General features: G+C 49.8%; 19 protein-coding genes. 14 read left to right on the top strand and 5 right to left on the bottom strand.

The genetic code is table 11. The features are described from left to right. Positions 1-210: 210 nt before the first annotated feature. The 5 genes from OGV94_RS10105 (at position 211) to trpS (ending at position 6,278) form a co-directional block, all read left to right on the top strand. A complete protein-coding gene (locus OGV94_RS10105; RefSeq protein ID WP_286523248.1) occupies positions 211-624 on the top strand; it encodes a hypothetical protein in 414 nt (137 codons plus the stop codon). Between the two features lie 287 nt (positions 625-911). Then, entirely contained in the window at positions 912-1,478 is a 567-nt protein-coding gene (locus OGV94_RS10100; RefSeq protein WP_286523246.1) for a hypothetical protein, read from the top strand. A gap of 562 nt (positions 1,479-2,040) precedes the next feature. After that, on the top strand, positions 2,041-3,150 hold the full coding sequence (locus tag OGV94_RS10095) for an AI-2E family transporter (protein ID WP_047411496.1): 1,110 nt from the start codon (positions 2,041-2,043) through the stop codon (positions 3,148-3,150). 119 nt (positions 3,151-3,269) lie between these two features. Further along, positions 3,270-5,054, top strand: a complete 1,785-nt coding sequence (locus OGV94_RS10090) for a diguanylate cyclase (protein ID WP_286523244.1) — start codon at positions 3,270-3,272, stop codon at positions 5,052-5,054. Between the two features lie 219 nt (positions 5,055-5,273). Then, positions 5,274-6,278 carry a tryptophan--tRNA ligase gene (gene trpS, locus OGV94_RS10085; RefSeq protein WP_181231376.1) on the top strand — a complete coding sequence of 335 codons (1,005 nt, stop codon included), beginning with the start codon at positions 5,274-5,276 and terminating at the stop codon, positions 6,276-6,278. Between the two features lie 183 nt (positions 6,279-6,461). On the opposite strand, the gene OGV94_RS10080 is transcribed toward trpS, so the two are convergent. Both OGV94_RS10080 and OGV94_RS10075 read right to left on the bottom strand, forming a co-directional pair. Continuing rightward, positions 6,462-7,760, bottom strand: a complete 1,299-nt coding sequence (locus tag OGV94_RS10080) for an anaerobic C4-dicarboxylate transporter (RefSeq protein WP_286523239.1) — start codon at positions 7,758-7,760, stop codon at positions 6,462-6,464. Positions 7,761-7,867: 107 nt separating this feature from the next. Then, on the bottom strand, positions 7,868-9,298 hold the full coding sequence (locus tag OGV94_RS10075; RefSeq protein WP_075146111.1) for an aspartate ammonia-lyase: 1,431 nt from the start codon (positions 9,296-9,298) through the stop codon (positions 7,868-7,870). 137 nt (positions 9,299-9,435) lie between these two features. Here OGV94_RS10075 and OGV94_RS10070 point away from each other — a divergent pair, with 137 nt between their 5' ends. The 9 genes from OGV94_RS10070 (at position 9,436) to fecE (ending at position 19,483) form a co-directional block, all read left to right on the top strand. Continuing rightward, positions 9,436-10,377 (top strand): LysR family transcriptional regulator, encoded by a 942-nt coding sequence (locus OGV94_RS10070; protein ID WP_075146110.1) that lies wholly within the window; start codon positions 9,436-9,438, stop codon positions 10,375-10,377. A gap of 345 nt (positions 10,378-10,722) precedes the next feature. Then, complete coding sequence (gene hchA / locus OGV94_RS10065; RefSeq protein WP_043016461.1) at positions 10,723-11,574, top strand: glyoxalase III HchA; 852 nt, start codon at positions 10,723-10,725, stop codon at positions 11,572-11,574. A gap of 335 nt (positions 11,575-11,909) precedes the next feature. Next, positions 11,910-12,431 carry a ferric citrate uptake sigma factor FecI gene (fecI, locus tag OGV94_RS10060; RefSeq protein ID WP_286523236.1) on the top strand — a complete coding sequence of 174 codons (522 nt, stop codon included), beginning with the start codon at positions 11,910-11,912 and terminating at the stop codon, positions 12,429-12,431. Further along, positions 12,428-13,381: a ferric citrate uptake sigma factor regulator FecR gene (gene fecR, locus OGV94_RS10055; protein WP_286523235.1), complete on the top strand. Its 954-nt coding sequence runs from the start codon at positions 12,428-12,430 to the stop codon at positions 13,379-13,381. Before fecI ends, fecR begins: the two co-directional genes overlap by 4 nt. A gap of 86 nt (positions 13,382-13,467) precedes the next feature. After that, on the top strand, positions 13,468-15,792 hold the full coding sequence (fecA, locus tag OGV94_RS10050; RefSeq protein ID WP_193144900.1) for a TonB-dependent Fe(3+) dicitrate receptor FecA: 2,325 nt from the start codon (positions 13,468-13,470) through the stop codon (positions 15,790-15,792). Positions 15,793-15,867: 75 nt separating this feature from the next. Then, positions 15,868-16,767, top strand: a complete 900-nt coding sequence (locus tag OGV94_RS10045; protein ID WP_286523231.1) for a Fe(3+) dicitrate ABC transporter substrate-binding protein FecB — start codon at positions 15,868-15,870, stop codon at positions 16,765-16,767. Beyond that, positions 16,764-17,762, top strand: coding sequence for an iron-dicitrate ABC transporter permease FecC (gene fecC / locus OGV94_RS10040; protein ID WP_043016466.1), 999 nt, complete (start codon positions 16,764-16,766; stop codon positions 17,760-17,762). Before OGV94_RS10045 ends, fecC begins: the two co-directional genes overlap by 4 nt. Further along, the gene (gene fecD, locus OGV94_RS10035) at positions 17,759-18,715 is read left to right on the top strand and encodes a Fe(3+) dicitrate ABC transporter permease subunit FecD (RefSeq protein ID WP_080625122.1); all 957 of its coding nucleotides are present in this window, start codon (positions 17,759-17,761) and stop codon (positions 18,713-18,715) included. The genes fecC and fecD overlap by 4 nt, the downstream gene beginning before the upstream one ends. After that, the gene (gene fecE, locus OGV94_RS10030) at positions 18,716-19,483 is read left to right on the top strand and encodes a Fe(3+) dicitrate ABC transporter ATP-binding protein FecE (RefSeq protein ID WP_286523230.1); all 768 of its coding nucleotides are present in this window, start codon (positions 18,716-18,718) and stop codon (positions 19,481-19,483) included. A gap of 310 nt (positions 19,484-19,793) precedes the next feature. Here the strand turns inward: fecE and OGV94_RS10025 are convergent, their stop codons facing one another. The 3 genes from OGV94_RS10025 to OGV94_RS10015 all read right to left on the bottom strand — a co-directional run bounded on the left by OGV94_RS10025 (position 19,794) and on the right by OGV94_RS10015 (position 22,297). Continuing rightward, complete coding sequence (locus OGV94_RS10025; protein WP_087053221.1) at positions 19,794-20,540, bottom strand: SDR family NAD(P)-dependent oxidoreductase; 747 nt, start codon at positions 20,538-20,540, stop codon at positions 19,794-19,796. Positions 20,541-20,611: 71 nt separating this feature from the next. After that, positions 20,612-21,301 (bottom strand): helix-turn-helix transcriptional regulator, encoded by a 690-nt coding sequence (locus tag OGV94_RS10020; RefSeq protein WP_286523228.1) that lies wholly within the window; start codon positions 21,299-21,301, stop codon positions 20,612-20,614. 240 nt (positions 21,302-21,541) lie between these two features. Continuing rightward, entirely contained in the window at positions 21,542-22,297 is a 756-nt protein-coding gene (locus tag OGV94_RS10015; RefSeq protein WP_167394264.1) for an ABC transporter ATP-binding protein, read from the bottom strand. Position 22,298 lies beyond the last annotated feature (1 nt).

The raw sequence follows: 22,298 nt of genomic DNA, 5'->3' as shown, positions 1-22,298 counted from the left end.
CGTGGATGTGATCGCCCTGGCACCAATGCTTGGCAACGTTGACGCTGAGTAACGAGAAACTGGGCAAGGTTGTGGCCAAAATGATCGAGATCGGGGCATCGGTCAAATAAATGAAAATTTCTTCTGCAGGCTATACCAGTTTTGCTTTCTCCCAAGTTTTCGCATGGGCATACTTAATATCCTTCAATGCCCATAACCACAGGAATAATAATGAGTATTCAGCGACGTGAGGTGTATTTGGTCTTGAAACAACTATCAGATGGCCGGTTGTTTTATGTGGAAGGATTGAGAAGCGCCCGCAATTATTTTTTTGATGGCCATGTTCGGGTTCTCACTTCCTCGGCTGGTTCAGCGAGCTTTATTGAGTTCGAACCAAGTGAACGCCCTATGCAACTTTTCCATATGCCAGATGAAGAAGGTACTCAATGGCAAGCTGCTTTCCATGATTTCGGCTGCTCGCCTGAATTTGGAGAACCTAAACTGGAATACGTCATATTTGTTGGCGCTTATTCCGATGACCGCGAGCGTACCATTGAGTTGATGAATATGGGCATGACTCATGCGTGGGAAATTATTGAGGGCAAGTGCGAACTGCGCGAAGGCGAGTTTGAAGCAGAATGGTAACTGACACATCGACAAATCTTGAACTCTGGACGGTCTACGATAATCCCATAGACTTCCCGGGCCAGTTCATGGCCCGTCGGTTTGACATAACCAGTGCGCCCACCCACCTGGCCAGACCTTTGAGCAAATCTGGGAGCGCTTCGAACGCCAGGGTTACATCTGGCTGGCGCGCAAACCCAGTGACGATCTGGTGATCGTTGGCACCTTCCTGCGCTGATTTAAATTTTGTTATATCAGGCAGTTTTTTACTTTGATTAGACTTCAAACAACAATGCATAGAGGGAACCATGAAAAAGCCACAACAGATGTACGACCTGCAAATTCCTGATGACGACTATAAAATGGCAGCAGTCATGGAACGTGATAAGTTGAACTTTGAGTCTCCCAACAAATGGTTTTACGTGGGTGCTGACAGCCGAGACCTCGGCTTTGCGAAAGTAGGAATTACGATGGGCGATTTAACATCCCGCTCATACGGCACCAACAACCCTAATTTCTACCTGTTCTGCGCCTTTCAGTGCCAGCAAAGCACAACGGAAGCACAGCTCAAAAGCATTGAAAAAAGCGCTATAAGCTATCTCGATGGTGTATTCTGTGCCGGAAACGGTCAGACAAAGCGGGCGCGTCACATGGAGTCACAACGCCTGTCAGAGTGTTATTACGATGTAAATTTCGAGGATTTTTTTGTCGAGGTGCATGACTACCTATTGGATAATTACGTCAGCTATTTCCAGACTTGTGGTTTCGAAAATGAAGCAGGCGGTGATGGAGGCTATGCACTTGCGTGGGAGTTCAGTTCTCTCCTTAAACCCGAAGTTAAAAGGTATTTCCTGAACAGGATCCTCCGGGGGTGATAAATTAAGTACCTCCCTCACAAAGAAAAGCGCCCGTAGAGGCGCTTATTTTATGGGCGTTAATTAGTTAATGTCGTGTTTTTTCTTTAACTTACTAATTGCATCAGATTTTTTTTCACATTCATCAAATACTCGAATGTAACGACGGTAATCGTTTTCAGTGTCATTTGCCCAAGAATAAAGAAAACAACGTATCTCCGTTTTTCCTTCTGAACGATTGCGCCATGATGCATTAACTTCGTAAAGAGTATACGAAAGTTCCTCTTCATTGAACTGAAGTGGCACACTGAATTTGGTCGACTGAAAAGAGCTGATTTTATTCGGCATACCTTCGGCATGCTATTTTTAAAAAAACACCGCGAGATCAACAATAGCTGCCAACGTCCGCTCTTCGCTCGCAGCAGACCTTCGCTGCTGACCTTTAAAAGCCAGGAAAGAACCTTCATATGACAGGGCGTCCGCTCATGCCTTGTCATCTTTCTTCTTAATATCTGCAGCTAAAGTTGGTAATTCCCCTGAACGGTTCTATAGTCGTGACTGCTTCTCATTACAGGGTTCACTAATGCGATTTAACGGACTGACTAAAGGTTTCTTCATTTTCATACTTGCCCTCGTGACCTGGGCATTCTTCGATGTATTGTCCCCCTACTTTTCCGCCATTTTGTGGGCCGCAATCCTGACCACTATCTTTAACCCGGTGAAAAACAGACTGCGCACGGCGCTTGGGGAACGCAACGGGCTGGCGTCACTGCTCACCATCGGCATCATTTGTCTGATTGTCTTTATCCCACTGATGATAATCCTCTCCTCGTTAGCTATTGAGCTGAACGTGGTCTATGCCAAATTACAACAAAACGACACTCAGTTTCCCGAAGTGGTCACCGCCATTATTTCTTATCTTCCTGACTGGGCCAGAAGTTTCCTCGCAGAACATAATCTGGATAACGTCGCGCAGATTCAGAAAAAACTGTCCGACATTGTCCTGCAGGGTGGACAGTACCTCGCAGGCAGCGCGTTCCTGATTGGCAAAGGAACATTCGGCTTTGCTATTAGCTTTGGCATCATGCTGTATCTACTGTTCTTCTTACTGAAGGACGGACCGTACCTGGTGCGCCAGATTCTGGACTCATTACCGCTTTCCGATTTTGCCAAACAGCACCTGTTTGCCAAGTTCGTCGGGGTCACGCGGGCAACGGTCAAGGGCACGGCGGTAGTGGCATTAGTTCAGGGTATCCTGGGCGGCATCGCGTTTGCCATTGTTGATATCGACGGCAGCGTTCTGTGGGGCGCGCTGATGGCGTTTCTATCCCTCGTACCCGCCGTCGGCTCAGCAATCGTCTGGGTACCAGCGGCAATATTTCTCTTCGCTACGCACCAGTTGTGGCAAGGGCTGTTTATCGTAGGTTTCTTCGTGATTATCGTCGGGCTGGTGGACAATATCCTGCGCCCGCTGCTGGTGGGTAAAGACACCAAAATGCCGGACTACCTGATTCTGATTACCACCCTCGGCGGCATGGAGATCTACGGCATTAACGGCTTTGTGATTGGCCCCCTGATTGCCGCACTGTTCATCACCTGCTGGAACCTGTTTTCCGGGCGTGACCATGCAGGTAACGTGGAAGGAATCGACGAAGCCTTTATGGAAGAAGGAAAAAATCCTCCAGATTTATGATGGCAGGACGATAACAGAAGGCGGTCCTCGGACCGCCTTTTTTATTTTCACGCAAAATCATACGTTTCCTATAATTTCAATCATGCGTATTCATTAATCGTCGCAGAAGGAACTAATCAGTGCGAATTGCCACAATCACCAACTGGGCCTACAGCGCGACGGTATGTCTGACCATAGCCTCCGGCGTTGTCATGTTGATGGCCTCCAGCGCCGATAACACCGAACGCCAGGTGGTGGAGCAGCGATACCAATTCGATCAGCTGACCGAAGAAGTAGAGCTCGACGCCTGGTCGCTGTCCGATCTGGCACGCGAATATGTTATTGCAAAAGATCCTGAGGCGCTTAATGCCTACCGTCAGAAAGAAGCATCGCTAAAAGTGGTGGAACAGCGGTTGTCGAAGCTAAAAGACATCGGGGCAACGGATGAAGAGCTGGCGCTGTTGCATGAAGGACTACAGATTGTTGATGCCCTGCAGGATGAACAAGCTACGGCGCTTGCCAGCGTCGCGCGCGGAGAAGAGTCGCAGGCCATCGCCCTGCTGTACGGGAAAACTTATGAACAAGAGCTGGAGCGCGCCCAGGATCGGATAGACCATTTCCGTCAGTTGCTCGACAACCGCGTACGCAACACCATTGAAGATGCTACCCAGGCATCGCGCACGCTACGTACGGCCTCGGAAGTGATGGTCGGGCTAACGGCACTGCTATTTTTGTTTGTCCTCGGCTTTATTTTAAAACGCCGCGTATTACGCCCCGTTGTACGGCTGAGCGATGTGGTTAACCGTCTGGCGTCGCAGGATTACGCCGTGGAAACGCCCAGCTTTAACCAGATCGATGAAATCGGCGATATGGCGCAGGCGATCCGAATTTTTCGCGAAAACGGCCTGATACGACAACGACTGGAGAAAGAAAGAGATGCCGACTGGGCTATCCGCGAGCTGCTGGCACGCATGACTCAACGTTTGCAGGGCTGCGAGAGTTTTGCCGATGTCATTAATGTGGCCGAGCTGTTTGCGCCAAATATTGCCCCGGGTATTGCCGGGCGGCTTTACATATTGGACCGCGAACCCTGGCAGATGCGCTGCGTTGCGCAATGGCTTTCACCACAGGGCAAAGCAGACGCTTTCCACCCGGACGAGTGCTGGGCTGTGCGCCGTGGTCAGAGCCATCCCCCGGTGCAAGGCGAACCCGATATCGCCTGCTATCATCTGCCGGAGTCATGCCAGCAGCACACTTTGTGCGTGCCACTGATTGCCCAGGGTGAAGCCATTGGTCTGCTCTCATTCCAGAACCTCAGCAAAGATTCTGCTCCCTCACGGGCGTATCTGGAGCTGATGGCGGAAGCACTCGGTCTGGCGTTAGCCAACCAGCGCCTGCGCGATGCGTTGCTGGAGAAAGCGCTCTACGATCCGCTAACCGGACTGCGCAACCGTCACCATCTGGAAGATACGCTACGCACCCAAATGAGCCAGGCAGTACGTAACAAAGAGCCGATAAGCTGCCTGATGATCGATATCGACCATTTCAAAAATATTAACGACCGCTTTGGTCATGAGGCAGGCGATAGCGTGATAAAAAGTATCGCGGCGACTATTCAACGCGTTGTCCACGACAGCGGCATGGCCTTCCGCTACGGCGGCGAAGAATTTCTGGTGCTGCTGGCTAATACGGATGAACAGGCCGCTAACCGCTTTGCAACGGATATCTACAACGGCGTACGCGAGCTGTCGCTGCGCTTTGGCGTCTCTAACATTGGTCACGTCGATGTCTCTATCGGCGTTGCCAGTTATCCACAGCACGCCCAGAGCGACAACTTGCTGCGCGCCGCAGATGTCGCGCTGTACCGTGCTAAAGAGTTGGGACGTTCGCGCATCGTTAGCTTTGGCATGCTGGAAGCAAGTTGAGTTACGCCGGCATTACGTGCATTGCTTTACCTCTGCGCCAGGCGGTGATATGTTGACTGTATGAACATAAAACACGATATCACCGCTTTTAATTACAACCAGTGGTGGCTGCCTTCTTAAAGGCGGTCAGAATGTGTTTTCCCCATTTTTAGATAACCGCCGAAAGGCGGTTATTTGCATTTAAAGACCCCTTTCGGTTTTATGATTAAGGAGTCTTACATGAACAACAAAACCATCATCCTCACTGGCGATCGTCCCACCGGCCCGCTGCATCTTGGCCACTATGTTGGGTCTCTGCGCCAGCGTGCTATTCTGCAACATGATTATCAGCAGTTTATATTGGTTGCTGACCTGCAAGGGCTAACCGATAACGGCAGCACGCCGCAAAAGATCCGGGACAATATTCCCGAAGTACTGGCCGATTACCTCGCCGCTGGTATAGACCCTTCACTCACTACCATTTGTCTGCAATCTGCACTGCCCGCCCTCGCTGAGCTGACCACTCTTTATATGAACATCGTCACCGTAGCTCGCGTGGAGCGTAATCCCACAGTCAAAAACGAAATTGCGCAGAAAGGTTTTGCCCGCTCGTTACCAGTTGGCTTTCTGGTTTATCCCATCAGTCAGGCAGCAGATATTACAGCTTTCAAAGCCGAAGTGGTTCCCGTCGGCGACGATCAGTTGCCAATGATTGAACAGACCAATGAGATCGTACATAAGATGAATAGCCTGTTACCAGCCCCCGTCTTGTCGCACTGTAAAGCGTTGCTGAGTGAAACCAGCCGCCTTCCAGGGATTGACGGTAACGCCAAAATGTCTAAATCGCTCGGTAACACATTACTCTTATCCGCCAGCGAAGAGGCTATTCATCATGCGGTCAGCGCAATGTACACCGACCCTAATCATCTAAAAGTCTCCGATCCGGGGAAAATTGACGGCAATATGGTATTCACTTACCTCGACGCTTTTCATCCGGATAAAGCGAAAGTGGCTGAGATGAAAGCGCATTATCAGCGCGGTGGACTGGGTGACCGGGCATGTAAAAACGAGCTGGAGATGTGCCTGCAAGAGCTTATCGCCCCGATGCGCGAGCGGCGGGCAACCTACATCCAGGATAAAGGCATGCTGATGGCGATGCTCAAAAAAGGAAGCGAACAGGCGCACGAAGTTACGCAGCAGACATTAAGAGAAGTGAAGCAAGGTCTGGGTTTACCGGTATTCTGAGCGCTGATAACACCCTTTTCGATAAATAAAGATAGCTCCCGACGAATTACTATCGTCGGGAGTTATCAGAAGCTGACACGCAGCTTATTGGTCAAATACAGTAAAAGTTAGTTATCTTTAACCCGCTAAAATATTCTGCGTTACATCCTGGCATGTCCTGAACTTGCTTAGAAATGATATTAGTTAAAGAATGATTTTTGCCAGAATGAAACCGACTGGTACCGCAACCACTATAGAGATACAGCCCGGCAAAAAGAATGGATGATTAACTATCTTAGAACCATTCCATCGTTTACTTAAAAATGAACCTGTATCATCGGTTGCAATAGCAAATGCAGTTGTTGGATAAATATTAGTGAGATAAAGTGCGCTAACCGCGACAAAACTGGCCAAAATCGCATCAGCACTAATGCCAATAGAAGCAGCAATAGGCATTAATAAGGCACACGTTGCCCCCTGACTGAATAACATTGCACTGGTACAGAAAAAAACAACTGCAAGTAATCCAGGATATAAACGCAACATATCACTGGCTTGTATTTTTATCTCGTCAATGTGTGCGCCAATAAGCGTACTGCTTAACCACACAATACCTAATACCACTACTAATGATTCAGCACCAGATTTAAATATAGGTGAATTCTTCAGCTCCTTCATATCCAACTTGCATATAAAGATAATGACCGTGGAAACAACAAACATGGTGATGATTATTAAATCGCGGGAGTTAATTTTGTGTCCAATAACTGACTTAAACATCAACATACAAACCACAAATAAAACACCCATCAGGAATATCACTACCGATGATTTAGCGCTGGCGGGAGTCTCATAGCTGACATGTTTATTTATAACGACTTTATTTTCCTGCATAATTTTCCTACAAACGGGATCATCAGCCAGTTTTTCGCCCTGTTTGCTGGCGATGAAAGCTGCAACCAACACAGCAAAAAAAGCGGTGGGGAAAACAATCAACATAGCATCAGCAAAACTGACTCCCATTACCTCTACTGTACCATACATAATTGCCGTGGCGGCAGAGATTGGTGAGGCTGTAATCCCTAACTGTGAGGCTACAACAGCAGAGCTTAATGGCTGACTGGGTCTGATGCCGTTATCTTTTGCAACTTCCTGAATCACATTCATGACAGACATGGCGGTATAACCTGTCCCGGAAAGTACTGTCAGGATAAAGGTCACAGTTGGCGCAAGAATATTAAGGTAACCTGGATTATTGCGTAATAATTTCTCTGTCACAGTTACTAAATAATCCATTCCGCCAGCCTGTTGCATTGCAGAGAGCGCTACAATAGTAGACAGAATAATGAGCATAACGTCGACAGGCGGGCTCCCAACCGGAACATCAAAAATAAAAACTGCAATTGCTAATCCAACCCCACCAGCGAACCCTACGCCAATCCCTCCCCAACGGGCGGCAAGCATGATAGTCCCTAGCAATAAAGCGATATGTAAAATCACCATATATTTGACCTATTTGAAATTATAATTCACGCAAAAGGGATGTAAAGGTAATGAATATAATTATTCATTACCTTAAGTTAAAGTTAGTTGTTTATCACATCGGTTGACTACGAAATATTCATTTCCTTTTTATACCGTTTAATTACTGCTGTACTTTTTTGTGGGTCAGTCATATTCATTGGGTCAAGCAAATAATCTGCCTGTTCTGGCGTCAGCAGCTTTTCTGCTAACACGACCTGTTTTACACTGGTCTGCTGCTGATACGCAGCCTTAGCAATTCTGGACCCAACCTGATAGCCAAACAGTGTTGCGATGATGGTCGAAAGCGCCGTACTTTCCTCTGCATAACGCGTGCTCACTTCTTCGTTGATCGCTATATCCTTCAGGCAGTTATCAATAAATAAGGGTATACCTTTACTCAATAACGAGCAGGACTCAAAGAGAGCTTTCAACAATACCGGTTCCCACACGTTCAGATCCAGTTCCCCCCCCTCAACAGCCATCGTCACCGTCAGGTCATTGCCAATTACCTGATACGCAATTTGATTTATCAATTCAGGCATCACTGGATTAATTTTTCCCGGCATAATTGACGAGCCGGGTTGAACAGCAGGAACAATAATTTCATTAAAACCGGCTCTTGGTCCTGAACCCTGAATACGAAAATCAGTAGCCATTTTTGAGAGAAATGCAGCTATTTTTTTTAGCTGCGAGGAAAATTCAATATAGAAATCACCATGTTGGAGACCATCGAAGAAATCTGATTCTGGGGCATATTTATCTCCAGTAATACTTTCCAGCCACTGATAAACTGCCGGAAGATATCCTTCGTGAGTGGATAATCCTGTACCTATTGCTGTTGCTCCCAACGGTAAAAATAATGCTTCTTCGCTTACTTCCACCATTTTCGCTTTAAGTTTACTGACCTGCGTGCGATAAGCGCCAAATTGCTGGCCAAACGTCATCGGCACTGCATCTTGTAAGCAGGTTCTCCCCAACTTTACCTTGTCAGCGAACAAGCAACTTTTTTCTGACAACACGGCTTCAAGTCTTTCTAATTGAACTAACAGTTGATTTATATTCATACGGCTGGTCATTTTCATCGCCGCTGGAATGACGTCGTTGGTTGACTGTCCCATATTAACGTGGGTATTCGGGTGAATCTCATCATATCCACGTTTGCCAGTGATAATCTCATTGGCACGGTTTGCGACCACTTCATTCATATTCATGTTAGTTGAAGTGCCACCTCCCCCCTGGAATATATCAATAGGGAAATGGGCATCATAATCTCCGGCCATTACCTCCTCTGACGCTTTAACGATGGCTGATGCCTTCTGTTGATCCAGAGCACCAATTTGTCTGTTAGCCTGTGCTGCTGCTTGCTTGATTACGGCGATAGACCATAAAAAGTGTGGGATTTCTCCTGCGGTTTTTCCTGACACTGAGAAATTCAGCACCGCACGTTGTGTTTGAATACCGTAGTAAGCCTCGTCTGGCACCATTAAAGTTCCTAATAGGTCCTTCTCTTCACGCATTTTTCTATCTCTTGTGTATTAAGGTTGCCAATACATTAAATTACCGATATGACAGATAGTTTGAAGTAGCTCAAAGAAAAAATACCATTTAAAAGTTAGATAGATACTATTAAAAACAGTAATAATCCGGGGTGTAAATGAAGGATATCAACTTCGATTTTAAGCAATTACAGGCATTTCTGGCCGTGATAGATACAGGCTCATTTACAGCTGCAGCCAAGAAACTTAGCGTAACCCAGTCATCAATTTCACAGCAGGTTGCGAACCTGGAACTCGCCTTAAATACTGCTCTGGTTAACCGTTCTCAACGACCAATCCAGATGACAATAGCCGGGCAGGCTCTCTACCCACTTGGGAAAAAAATTATTGATAACGGTGTCCACCTTCAAGAACATATCAATGCTATAAGCGATGGACATATCTCACATCTGAAAATTGGTTTTGTGGATTCAATTAGTAAAACTGTTGGTTTGGATATCCTTAAGTTCCTGCAACCACAGGTGAAGCATATTTTACAGGTAACTGGCACAGCATCAGGATTGCTCCTGGCGCTGAATAAGGGGGATATTAATCTGGCTGTAACGATGTTGCATACGGAAATGCCGCCCAATGTTAAAATGTACCCATTGATTGAGGAGGAATTCCTCTGTATTTGCCCAAAAGGATGGCCGGAAACAGAATTGGAAGAATTATGTAAGCAACGGAATTACATTGCTTATACAAAAAATACGCCAACAGGGATCCAGACACTCAACTGGCTGAAATGGCAGAATTTATCCCCTTCAATTCAGTTTGAAATTGATAATGCTGATGAGATTTTAAAGCTAATTGCCTGCGGGTACGGATGGACGTTGACTACGCCGTTATTTATTACCACCTTTCCAGCTTTCTCTGACTCACTGAAGATCATTCAGATCAATAAACCCAAAGAGCGTCGCAAAATTGTTTTGTTGTGTAAGAATGATGAGCTTTCAGGATTTTATAAGAACCTGGCATCTGAGATTCGTTCAGTACTGGAATTGAAACTGGAGCAGCAGTTTTACAGTCACCTGAACCTGGGTGCTAATTCACTATCATAAATGGGTATACGTACCTGCTTGTTACCCAACCAGCAGGTATTGGATCTGTCATGCGCCAGGTATAAGCAACAATCGCTTTCAGATGTGATCAGGATAACTATAAATACTATTCTTCAGATGAAGAATATCTGAGGGTGGTCTGAATTCTCTGAAACAGCATATGAGAGAAGTTGCTTTATGGTGTGGTTCTGACTGTAGCCTATTTTTCAGTTTCGTTCATGTAGAGGCCATTCGCTAAAAGCATGCACCGGGCTGAAGTGAACTGAACGGAAGGCTTTTCATGGTAAAAACCGGCGAATTCAGACCCGGGAAAGAGAGTTAACATCAATCAACGAGGAATACGTAATGACAGATGATAAAAGTAAACACCCGAAAGTGGATCATGCTGAAGAAAACGCATTTTTCCCTTCTGACTATTCTCTGAGTCAGTTTACCAGCCCAGTATCTGACCTTAGTGACTACAACTATCCCAAACAGTACATGGGAGAGAAAAAGGTGCTGGTCATCGCTGCGGATGAGCGTTACCTGATGACTGATAGCGGGGCTCTGTTCTCAACGGGAAACCATCCTGTTGAAACGCTGATTCCAATGTATCACCTGCATGCCGCCGGTTTTGATTTTGACATTGCGACAATATCAGGTTACATGACCAAGTTCGAATACTGGGCCATGCCGCATAAGGATGAAAAAATTATGCCATTTTTCAGCGGGTATAGGGCTAAGTTTCAAAATCCTGAAAAATTGTCCAATATATTGAGTAGCCTGAACGAGCAAAGTGAATATGCTGCCGTGTTTATTCCTGGTGGCCACGGCGCACTGATTGGACTGCCAGAAAGCAGCGAAGTAGCCGATACCCTTCGCTGGTTCATGAACAATGACCGCTTCGTCATATCCCTTTGCCATGGCCCTGCAGCATTCCTTTCGCTACGTAATGGCGATAACCCTCTTAAAGGCTATTCTATTTGTGCTTTCCCTGATTCAGCTGATAAGCAGACGCCTGATATAGGTTATATGCCTGGTCACCTCACATGGTATTTTGGCGAAGCGCTTAAGCAAATGGGGATGAACATTGTTAATGAGGACATTAAAGGAAGTGTTTACAAGGATCGTAAGGTGCTCACTGGGGACAGTCCTTTTGCGGCCAATGCACTTGGTCAACTGGCAGCTAAAGAGCTCCTTTCAGTTTATGCCTCCTAATCATTGTTAGCTTAAGTGCATAATATGGAAATTGCCTATTTTTCATATAGTAAGATTTAATTGATCTGGCAGCGGCAGTCACATTGACATATGTACCTGTCAGATCATATTTTTGGTGTTTTGGGCTTGTGGAAGATTTAGTGATCCTGCTTTCTGGTCGTCAGGTCAGGACGGAATAGCAGTCTCCGCTCATACTAATGAGTCTCTGAAACTATTTTTCATAAAAAACAACATATTAAAACCCTCAACGACTTACAATTTATATTTCTAATTGTAATGATAACCATTCTCATATTAATATGACCGCGTGATAATTAACTTTTGATGCATTCCGCATGTCTGACCACGCCACTACCACTGCTTCATTTACGCTCGAGTCGCTTTATGGCGCACATCACGGCTGGCTGAAAAGCTGGCTGACGCGCAAACTCCAGTCCGCCTTTGATGCAGATGACATTGCCCAGGACACTTTTCTACGGGTAATGGGCAGCGACACGCTCTCGACAATCCGCGATCCTCGCTCCTTCCTGTGCACTATCGCCAAACGAGTGATGGTCGACCTGTTCCGCCGACACGCGCTGGAGAAAGCCTATCTGGAGATGCTGGCGCTTATGCCTGAGGGGCTGGCGCCTTCGCCCGAGGTACGGGAAAGCCAGCTCGAAGCCCTGCAAATCATCGACAGCATGCTTGACGGACTAAATGGCAAAACACGCGAAGCGTTTCTGCTTTCGCAACTGGATGGTCTGACATACAGCGAGATCGCGCTGAAGCTGGGTATCTCCGTCAGCTCGGTGAAAAAGTATATGGCAAAGGCTATCGAACATTGTTTGCTGTTTCGACTGGAGCACGGCCTGTGAGCGCTTCTATCACCGATTCTCGCCGCCAGGCATTGCGATCGGCATCACACTGGTATGCCGTATTGAGCGGCGAGCGCGTCAGCCCACAGCAGGAAGCGCGCTGGCAACAATGGTATGAAGAGGACAAAGATCATCAGTGGGCATGGCAACAGGTTGAAAACCTGCGCAGCCAACTCAGCCACGTACCGGGCGATGTCGCCAGCCGGGCATTGCACGATACGCGCCTTACCCGTCGCCACGTCATGAAAGGGTTACTGTTGCTGCTGGGCGTGGGCGGCGGCTGGCAGCTCTGGCAATCTGAAGCCGGTGAAGGGCTGCGCGCCGACTACCGCACCGCCAAAGGCGCGGTCAGCCATCAGCGGCTGGACGATGGCTCGCTGCTGACGCTCAACACGCAAAGCGCCGCAGATGTTCGTTTTGATACGCGACAGCGCGCTATTCACCTCTGGTACGGTGAAATTGCCATTACCACGGCAAAAGACGCCCAGCGTCGGCCTTTCCGGGTGATGACCCGCCAGGGTCAGCTCACCGCCTTAGGCACGAAATTTACCGTCTTCCAGCAGCTCAACGCCACGCGCGTCACCGTTCAACAGCACGCTGTTGAAGTCGTACTGGCAAACCGTCCGCAGGAAAAACGCATCGTCAACGCTGGTGAGAGTCTGCTGTTTAGCGCGTCTGAGTTTGGTGCGATAGCTTCAGCGGATGATGACAACGCCGCCTGGACCCAGGGCGTTCTGAGCTTCAGCGATAAACCGCTGGGTGAAGTGATTGCCGCGCTCGGCCGTTATCGCAACGGCGTGCTGCGTTGCGATCCGGCTGTGGCCGGACTGCGCCTGAGTGGAACTTTCCCGTTGAAAAATACTGATGCGATCCTGGATGTGATTGCCCAGACCCTTCCAGTGAAAATTCAGTCAGTTACACGATACTGGGTAAATATTTCCGCATTGTAAGAAAAATAATTCTCATTTCGATTGTCCTTTTTCCCCTTCTCGTTCGACTCATAGCTGAACACAACAAAAATGATGATGGAGAAGGTATGACGCCTTTACGCGTTTTTCGCAAAACAACACCTTTGGTTAACGCCATTCGCCTGAGCCTGCTGCCGCTGGCCGGGTTATCGTTATCCGCCTTCGCAGCACAGGTTGATATCGCTCCGGGTTCGCTCGATAAAACCCTTAACCAGTATGCCGCGCTCAGCGGAATTACCCTGTCGGTTGACGCCAGCCTGACGCGCGGTAAACAGAGTGACGGTCTTCACGGTGACTACGACGTCCAAACTGGTCTGCAACACCTGCTGAGCGGTAGCGGCCTGCAGGTGAAATCGCTGGGCAATAACAGCTGGACGCTCGAGCTTGCGCCAACCCCGCAAGAAGATGCTCTGACCGTAGTGGGCGACTGGCTGGGAGATGCGCGCGAAAACGACGTATTCGAACATGCTGGCGCACGTGACGTTATCCGCCGTGAGGATTTCGCCAAAACCGGTGCGACAACTATGCGCGAGGTGCTGAACCGCATTCCTGGCGTCACCGCCCCGGAAAACAACGGTACCGGCAGCCACGATCTGGCAATGAACTTTGGTATTCGCGGTCTGAACCCGCGCCTCGCCAGTCGATCAACCGTACTGATGGACGGTATTCCCGTGCCGTTTGCCCCTTACGGCCAGCCACAGCTTTCACTGGCACCCGTCTCGCTCGGAAATATGGACGCCATCGACGTGGTGCGCGGCGGTGGAGCAGTGCGTTACGGGCCGCAGAGCGTGGGCGGCGTGGTGAACTTTGTCACCCGCGCTATTCCGCAAGACTTCGGTATCGAAGCCGGCGTGGAAGGCCAGCTCAGCCCAACGTCCTCACAGAATAATCCAAAAGAGACACACAACCTGATGATGGGCGGTACGGCAGATAACGGTTTTGGTACCGCCCTGCTATACTCCGGCACTCGCGGCAGCGACTGGCGCGAACACAGCGCGACGCGCATCGACGACCTGATGCTGAAAAGCAAATATGCGCCAAACGAAGTGCATACCTTCAACAGCCTGCTGCAATACTACGACGGTGAAGCCGACATGCCCGGTGGCCTGTCTCGCGCGGATTACAACGCCGATCGCTGGCAATCCACGCGCCCTTACGATCGCTTCTGGGGACGCCGCAAGCTGGCAAGCCTCGGCTATCAGTTCCAGCCAGACAGCCAGCATAAATTCAATATTCAGGGCTTCTACACCGAAACCCTACGCAGCGGCTACCTGGAACAGGGCAAACGCCTCACCCTTTCACCGCGTAACTACTGGGTACGTGGCATTGAACCTCGCTACAGTCAGAGCTTTATGATGGGCTCTTCCGCGCACGAAGTGGGCGTAGGTTACCGCTATGTGAGCGAGTCGACCCATGAAATGCGTTACTACACCGCCACCAGCAGCGGACAACTGCCGTCCAACGCCAGCCCTTACGATCGCGACACCCGTTCCGGCACCGAAGCGCACGCCTGGTATCTGGATGACAAAATCGACGTCGGCAACTGGACTATCACACCGGGTATGCGCTTTGAACATATCGAGTCATATCAGAACAACGCCATCAAGGGCACACATGAGGAAGTGAGCTATAACGCCCCACTTCCGGCGCTAAACGTGCTCTATCACCTGACTGACAGCTGGAATCTTTATGCAAACACCGAAGGCTCGTTCGGCACCGTACAGTACAGCCAAATTGGCAAGGCTGTGCAAAGCGGCAATGTGGAACCGGAAAAAGCGCGAACCTGGGAGCTTGGAACCCGATACGACGATGGCGCGCTGACAGCGGAAATGGGGCTGTTCCTGATTAACTTTAATAATCAGTACGATTCTAACCAGACCAACGACACCGTTACCGCACGCGGTAAAACGCGCCATACCGGGCTGGAAACCCAGGCCCGCTATGACCTCGGCACGCTGACGCCAACGCTCGACGACGTGTCGGTCTACGCAAGCTATGCGTATGTGAATGCCGAGATTCGTGAGAAAGGCGATACCTACGGCAATCAGGTGCCTTTCTCGCCGAAACACAAAGGCACGTTGGGCGTGGACTATAAGCCGGGCAACTGGACCTTCAACCTGAACAGCGATTTCCAGTCCAGCCAGTTTGCGGATAACGCCAATACCGTTAAAGAGAGTGCCGACGGCAGCACCGGCCGCATCCCTGGCTTCATGCTCTGGGGCGCACGCGTAGCCTATGACTTTGGTCCGCAGATGGCAGACCTGAATCTGGCGTTCGGCGTGAAAAATATTTTCGACCAGGCGTATTTCACCCGCTCTTACGACGACAACAACAAAGGCATCTACACAGGCCAACCGCGCACGCTGTATATGCAGGGGTCGTTGAAGTTCTAAATCCCGTTTGCCCGGCCTGAATGCTGTTTTTTACAGGCCGGGTAAGCGCAGCGCCACAAGACACAGGCAACTCACATGTTCACACCATTACGCACGCTATTCGCCGCTCTGCTACTCACCAGTCACGCCTTTGCCGCCACGATACATGACGAACATGGCACCTTTACGCTTGATAAAACGCCACAGCGGATAGTCGTGCTGGAACTGTCGTTCGCGGATGCACTGGCCGCCGTCGATGTCAGTCCGGTCGGCATTGCCGACGATAACGACGCCGCGCGCATTCTTCCAGAGGTTCGCGCCCGTCTTAACCCCTGGCAATCTGTCGGCACGCGTGCACAGCCAAGTTTAGAAGCTATCAGCATGCTGAAACCGGATCTGATCATTGCCGACAGCAGCCGCCATGCGGCTATTTACAGCGCATTACAGCAAATCGCACCGGTGCTGCTGCTTAAGTCTCGCAATGAAACCTACGCTGAAAATCTGCAGTCTGCGGCCATCATCGGTGAAGTCGTTGGCAAGAAGGCACAGATGCAGTTACGTCTGGAGCGACACAAACAACAGATGTCGGCATGGGCCAGCCAGTTGCCAAAAGGCACGCTGGTGTTGTTCGGTACCTCTCGGGAGCAGCAGTTCAACCTGCACACGCAGGAGACCTGGACCGGGAGCGTTTTGACCGCTCTGGGGCTGACGGTACCTGCGGCGATGTCGGGCGCGTCTATGCCGTCCATCGGACTGGAACAGTTGCTGGCGCTCAATCCTGCATGGCTGCTGGTCGCGCACTATCGCGAAGAAAGCATCGTTAAACGCTGGCAGCAAGACCCGCTATGGCAGATGTTAACCGCGGCGCAAAAACAGCAGACGGCGTCGGTCGACAGTAACGCCTGGGCGCGAATGCGCGGCATTTTCGCGGCCGAACGCATTGCCAGCGACACGGTAAAAATCTTTCATCACCAGCCTTTATCCGATGTGAAATGACAGTTTTCAAACATCCAGCGTTGCAGTGGGGACTTCCCCTTGTCGCGCTTATCGCAATCTTCTGGCTGAGTCTGTTTTGCTACTCGGCCATTCCTGTTTCTGGCGTTGACGCCATTCGCGCCCTGCTGCCGGGTCATGTGCCGACGCTTCCACAAGCGCTGGTGCAAAACCTTCGTCTGCCGCGAAGCCTGGTCGCCATTCTGATCGGCGCAAGCCTGGCTCTCGCGGGAACGCTGCTGCAGACGCTGACGCATAATGCAATGGCCTCCCCTTCGCTACTCGGCATTAACAGCGGCGCGGCGTTGGCGATGGCACTCACCAGCGCCATCAGCCCTGTGTCCATAACGGGTTACTCCATCGCCTTTATCGCCGCCTGCGGCGGCGGCGTAAGCTGGCTGCTGGTGATGACCGCAGGCGGTGGATTCCGCCATACCCAGGACAGAAACAAACTGATCCTCGCGGGTATCGCGTTCTCGGCTTTTTGTATGGCCCTGACCCGTATCACCCTGCTGCTGACGGAAGATCATGCCTACGGCATTTTTTACTGGCTTGCGGGAGGCGTATCCCACGCACGCTGGCAGGAATTCTGGCAGCTTTTCCCGGTGGTGGCGGTTGCTGTACCGGTGGTGTTGCTGATGGCTAATCAACTGAACCTGCTTAACGTCAGCGACAGCACCGCCCGCACGCTGGGGGTGAATCTGCCGAAGCTACGTTTAATCATCAACATTCTGGTGCTGCTTCTGGTCGGTACCTGCGTCAGCGTGGCTGGCCCGGTGGCATTTATCGGCCTGCTGATGCCACATCTGGCTCGCTTCTGGGTGGGATTCGACCAGCGCAAAGTCCTGCCGATGAGCATGCTTATGGGCGCCACGCTGCTGCTACTGGCCGATGTTCTGGCCCGCGCACTGGCCTTCCCTGGCGAATTACCCGCGGGAGCCGTGGTGGCTCTGATTGGTGCGCCCTGCTTTGTCTGGCTGGTCAGGAGGCGTGGATGAAAATTGCGCTAGTTATTTTCATCGCCCTCGCGCTGGCAGGATTTTCAGTGCTGTCGCTGCAAATGGGAGTGATCTCCGTTCCCTGGCGCGCCCTGCTGACCGACTGGCAAACCGGGCGCGAGTATCATTACGTGTTAACGGCGTACCGCCTGCCGCGACTGCTGCTGGCGCTGTTTGTTGGCGCAGCCCTCGCGGTCGCAGGCGTGCTGGTGCAGGGGATCGTGCGTAACCCCCTGGCATCGCCGGATATACTCGGCGTAAACCATGCCGCCAGCCTGGCCTCTGTGGGCGCACTGCTTCTCTTGCCGTCACTCCCGGTGATTGCACTACCGCCGCTGGCCTTTGCCGGTGGTATGGCGGGCCTGATCCTGTTGAAAATGCTGGCAAACTCCAGCCAACCGATAAAGCTGGCGCTCACAGGGGTCGCGCTTTCTGCCTGCTGGGCCAGCCTGACGGATTATCTGATGCTCGCGCGCCCGCAGGATGTGAACAGCGCCCTGCTCTGGCTAACCGGCAGTTTATGGGGCCGTGACTGGAGCTTTGTGAAGATTGCCCTCCCGCTGCTGATGTTGTTTCTGCCGCTGAGCCTGAGTTTTTGCCGCGATCTCGACCTCCTGGCATTGGGCGATGCGCGCGCCACCACGCTCGGTGTGTCGGTACCGCGTACCCAGTTCCGGGCTTTGCTACTGGCTGTTGCTATGACGTCAACCGGCGTGGCCGTCTGCGGCCCGATCAGCTTTATTGGGCTTGTGGTGCCGCATATGGTGCGCAGCATTACCGGCGGACGTCACCGCTGGCTGCTGCCCGTTTCGGCCCTGGCAGGTGCATTGCTGCTGGTGGTTGCCGATATGCTGGCGCGAATTATTCATCCCCCGCTGGAGCTTCCAGCTGGCGTGCTGACCGCCATTATCGGTGCGCCATGGTTTGTCTGGCTGCTTGTGAGAATGCGATAAATGACATTACGAACTGAGAATCTGACGGTCTGTTACGGTACAAATAAGGTGCTTGACGGCGTTTCACTCGCACTGCCAGCGGGGAAGATAACCGCCCTGCTCGGCCCTAACGGTTGCGGGAAATCGACGTTGTTAAACTGTTTTTCACGGCTGTTAATGCCGCAGTCCGGCAGCGTATTTTTCGGCGATCATCTCATTAACGCGTTTTCATCGCGCCAGCTCGCTCGCACGCTGGCGTTGCTGCCACAGCACCATTTAACGCCAGAGGGGATCACCGTCCGGGAGCTGGTTTCGTACGGCCGCAACCCGTGGTTGTCACTCTGGGGGCGGCTTTCCGCTGAAGACAATACGCGGGTTAATACCGCCATGAGCCAGACCCTAATCCATCATCTTGCCGAACGACGGTTAACCGAACTTTCCGGCGGTCAGCGCCAGCGCGCCTTTCTGGCGATGGTCCTGGCCCAGAATACGCCCGTTGTACTCCTCGATGAGCCAACCACCTATCTCGATATCAATCACCAGGTAGAACTGATGCGGTTGATGGGCGAACTCCGGGCCCAAGGGAAAACGGTGGTCGCAGTGCTGCATGACCTTAATCAGGCCAGCCGGTACTGCGATCATCTGGTGGTGATGGCGAACGGACATGTTATGGCACAAGGCACACCAGAAGAGGTGATGAACCCTGGATTGCTAAGAACCGTATTCAGCGTGGATACGGAGATACACCCCGAGCCGGCATCTGGCAGGCCGATGTGTGTTGTGAAGTAGATGACACTGACCGTAATGGTATCAGGGTCTCAACAAGAAGATGACGAAACGGGGGAATAGGTTAATTAATCGTTCAGCTTAATATTAACGGGCGTCGGTTTGCTTGATACCGACGTCAGTTGTGTGCCAGGGGCGGACGTTGCTAATGGCATGATGTATGAATCAATCATCTATACACATATTAATCCATAACGAAAATATTGTTTTCACTAGCCCTGTAATGGAAGCGTTAATTTTATATTCTAACGCTTCCATTGAGCCTACCACTTTGGCAAAGCAATTCTTACACTTAAAAAGACTTTGGTTTTTTCTACTCAGCTAAATAACCTCCATCGATTGGATAAACGCCTCCGGTACAGAATGCAGAATTGTCTGACAGCAAAAACAATATGAAGTCTGCTATTTCCTGCATTTTTGCCATCCTTTTCATAGGGTGGCTATTTGCGAAACTACTTACAATATTTTCAGGGAACTCACTCATTCTTGGGGTTTGGACATAGCCCGGAGCGACTGCATTGATTCGAATGCCTTGACATGCAAACTCTAGCGCTGCGGTTTGGGTTAAACCGATTATACCATGTTTAGCCACGGTGTAAGGTGCTAATCCAGGAATGCCAACCAGACCATTTACTGCAGATAAATTAACTATAGATCCACCAAACTTCATCATCTGGGGTATTTCATATTTTAGGCAGTGAAAAACGCCGCTCAATGAGGTAGCAATAACCTTATCCCAGTTTTCAACTGTCTGCTCTGTTATATTTTTACCATGTTCACCTGTTAAGCCTGCATTATTTACAGCATAATCAAGTCTGCCGAAATGTTTGATAACCTCATCTATCATTTGCCGTACTTGTTCGGGCTGTGACACATCACATCCGATTCCCATGGCTTGTTGTCCCTGTGAAGATAATTGTTCCGCTTTTTGTTTAGCCTGTTCTGACGAGCGGGATACAATAACAACTTTTGCACCATGCTTATGTAATTGCTCTGCGACGGCCTCACCTATACCTGTAGTGCTTCCTGTTATAACGGCAATTTTATTCTGGAAATTCATAACCACCCCCTATGAAGTAGAATTGAGTCTTTCATCCGGGATAGTATACAAACCATCTGTGACAGTTTTTGTCAGTACTCTTTCCCCTCGCAGATCCCTTCTTTTATTCTCCATTTTTTCAATAAAACTGTCCTGCTTTCACTATATATGGAGTCAAGTTGCACAATATCTTCAATTTTGTCAGTTCTAAAATGACGAAAATCATTTCTCATCTCGCACCATGCAACCAAAAGCCAGCACGACTCCATGTACACCAATCCGATGGGCCATATGACTCGTGAAGTGTAAGAATCTTTTTTATCACAATAATTCATTTTGATTTTCTTTCTTTTTTTTATGGCATTGCGAATGTCTTCAAAAAAAATCTCATTATTTTCTGAAGGACCGATCAGATAGGATTGACTCTCAATAAGATTTTTCAATTCACTGGGAATGACGGCATGTATTTTCGCAAGCGCATTCTTTGCGGTAATTTTGAAATTATAATCTGTATTATGCGATACCCAATTTAACCCAAGTGTAATAGCATTTATTTCTTCATGAGAAAGATTTAAGGGAGGTAAATGAAAGTCAGATTTAACGATATAACCAATTCCAGCACCACTTTCAATGCATACTCCTTGATGCTGCAGCGTTTTTATATCTCTGTAAAGGGAGCGTACACTTATTCCCAATCTTTCTGAGAGGGTGGATGCTGTGATCGGATATCTTTGTGCCCTTAATATTTGTAGTAATTCGAGAAGTCTTTCTGTTCTAGTCATGTTGAAAAATCCATTTTGAGGCGATTTTTTAAAGCATCTGTTAGATAAACATATTAGTACAAAGCAAGTGTACATGGCTAAGTTGAACTGCTACCGATGATTAATACAGCGCTATGTTCGTAATGCGTACATAAGCGGTGATCATGAGTGTAAACATCCGCTTCTCGCTCAAAACTGACATTCCAGTGATTTAATCCAGCGGACGCTGAATATTGATAATGGTTTCTGCGTAGGCCTATTTCAGGCGTACTGGATATTCATCATTCCCCGTTCAGTTCGACAGATGGTCGCATCGACCTGCCAGGTAGACTGAATCAGCTCCGGGGTAAGTACAGCAGCAGGCTCACCGGACGCCACAACCTGACCTTCATGCAGCACGACCAGGTGCTGACAATATTTTGCAGCCAGATTCAGATCGTGTAATGCCATAATCACGGTAATCGGCAGCGCGGAAATAAGGCGCATCAGCTCCAGCTGGAACTGGATATCCAGATGATTAATTGGTTCGTCCAGTAATAGAATATCCGGTTGCTGGGTGAGCGCACGGGCTATCTGACAGCGCTGACGCTCGCCGCCAGACAGACGCTGCCAGGTTCTCTGGGTCAGAGCATCAAGCCTCATCATCGAAAGCGCCTGTTGTACAGCATCTTCATCAGCTTGCCGCCATGGCGTGAATGCATTACGGTGCGGCGTGCGGCCGAGGCGAACAATATCAATAACACTTAGCTCCGCTTCCGCCTCCGCATGCTGTGGAACAAAAGCAAGCGTGCGGGAAAGCTGGCGCTGGCTCAAGTTACTTGTCAGCTTGCCGCCAATTTTCACCCCCTCACACGCGCAGGGCTGAACGCCAGCGATCGCGCGAATCAGCGTGGATTTACCAGAGCCGTTAGGACCAAGTAGCCCCACCGTTTGCGAACGGTGCGCAACAAAACTGATATCAGATAACACCCGACGAGCCTGGAGCGTCACACTTAGCTTATCAACCACGATATGCATA

This window comes from Citrobacter sp. Ce006, from assembly GCF_030336535.1.
In the GTDB taxonomy this organism is placed as follows: domain Bacteria; phylum Pseudomonadota; class Gammaproteobacteria; order Enterobacterales; family Enterobacteriaceae; genus Citrobacter; species Citrobacter europaeus.
Note: the sequence above shows the minus strand (reverse complement) of the source record. Positions and strands in the feature narration are given on the sequence as shown.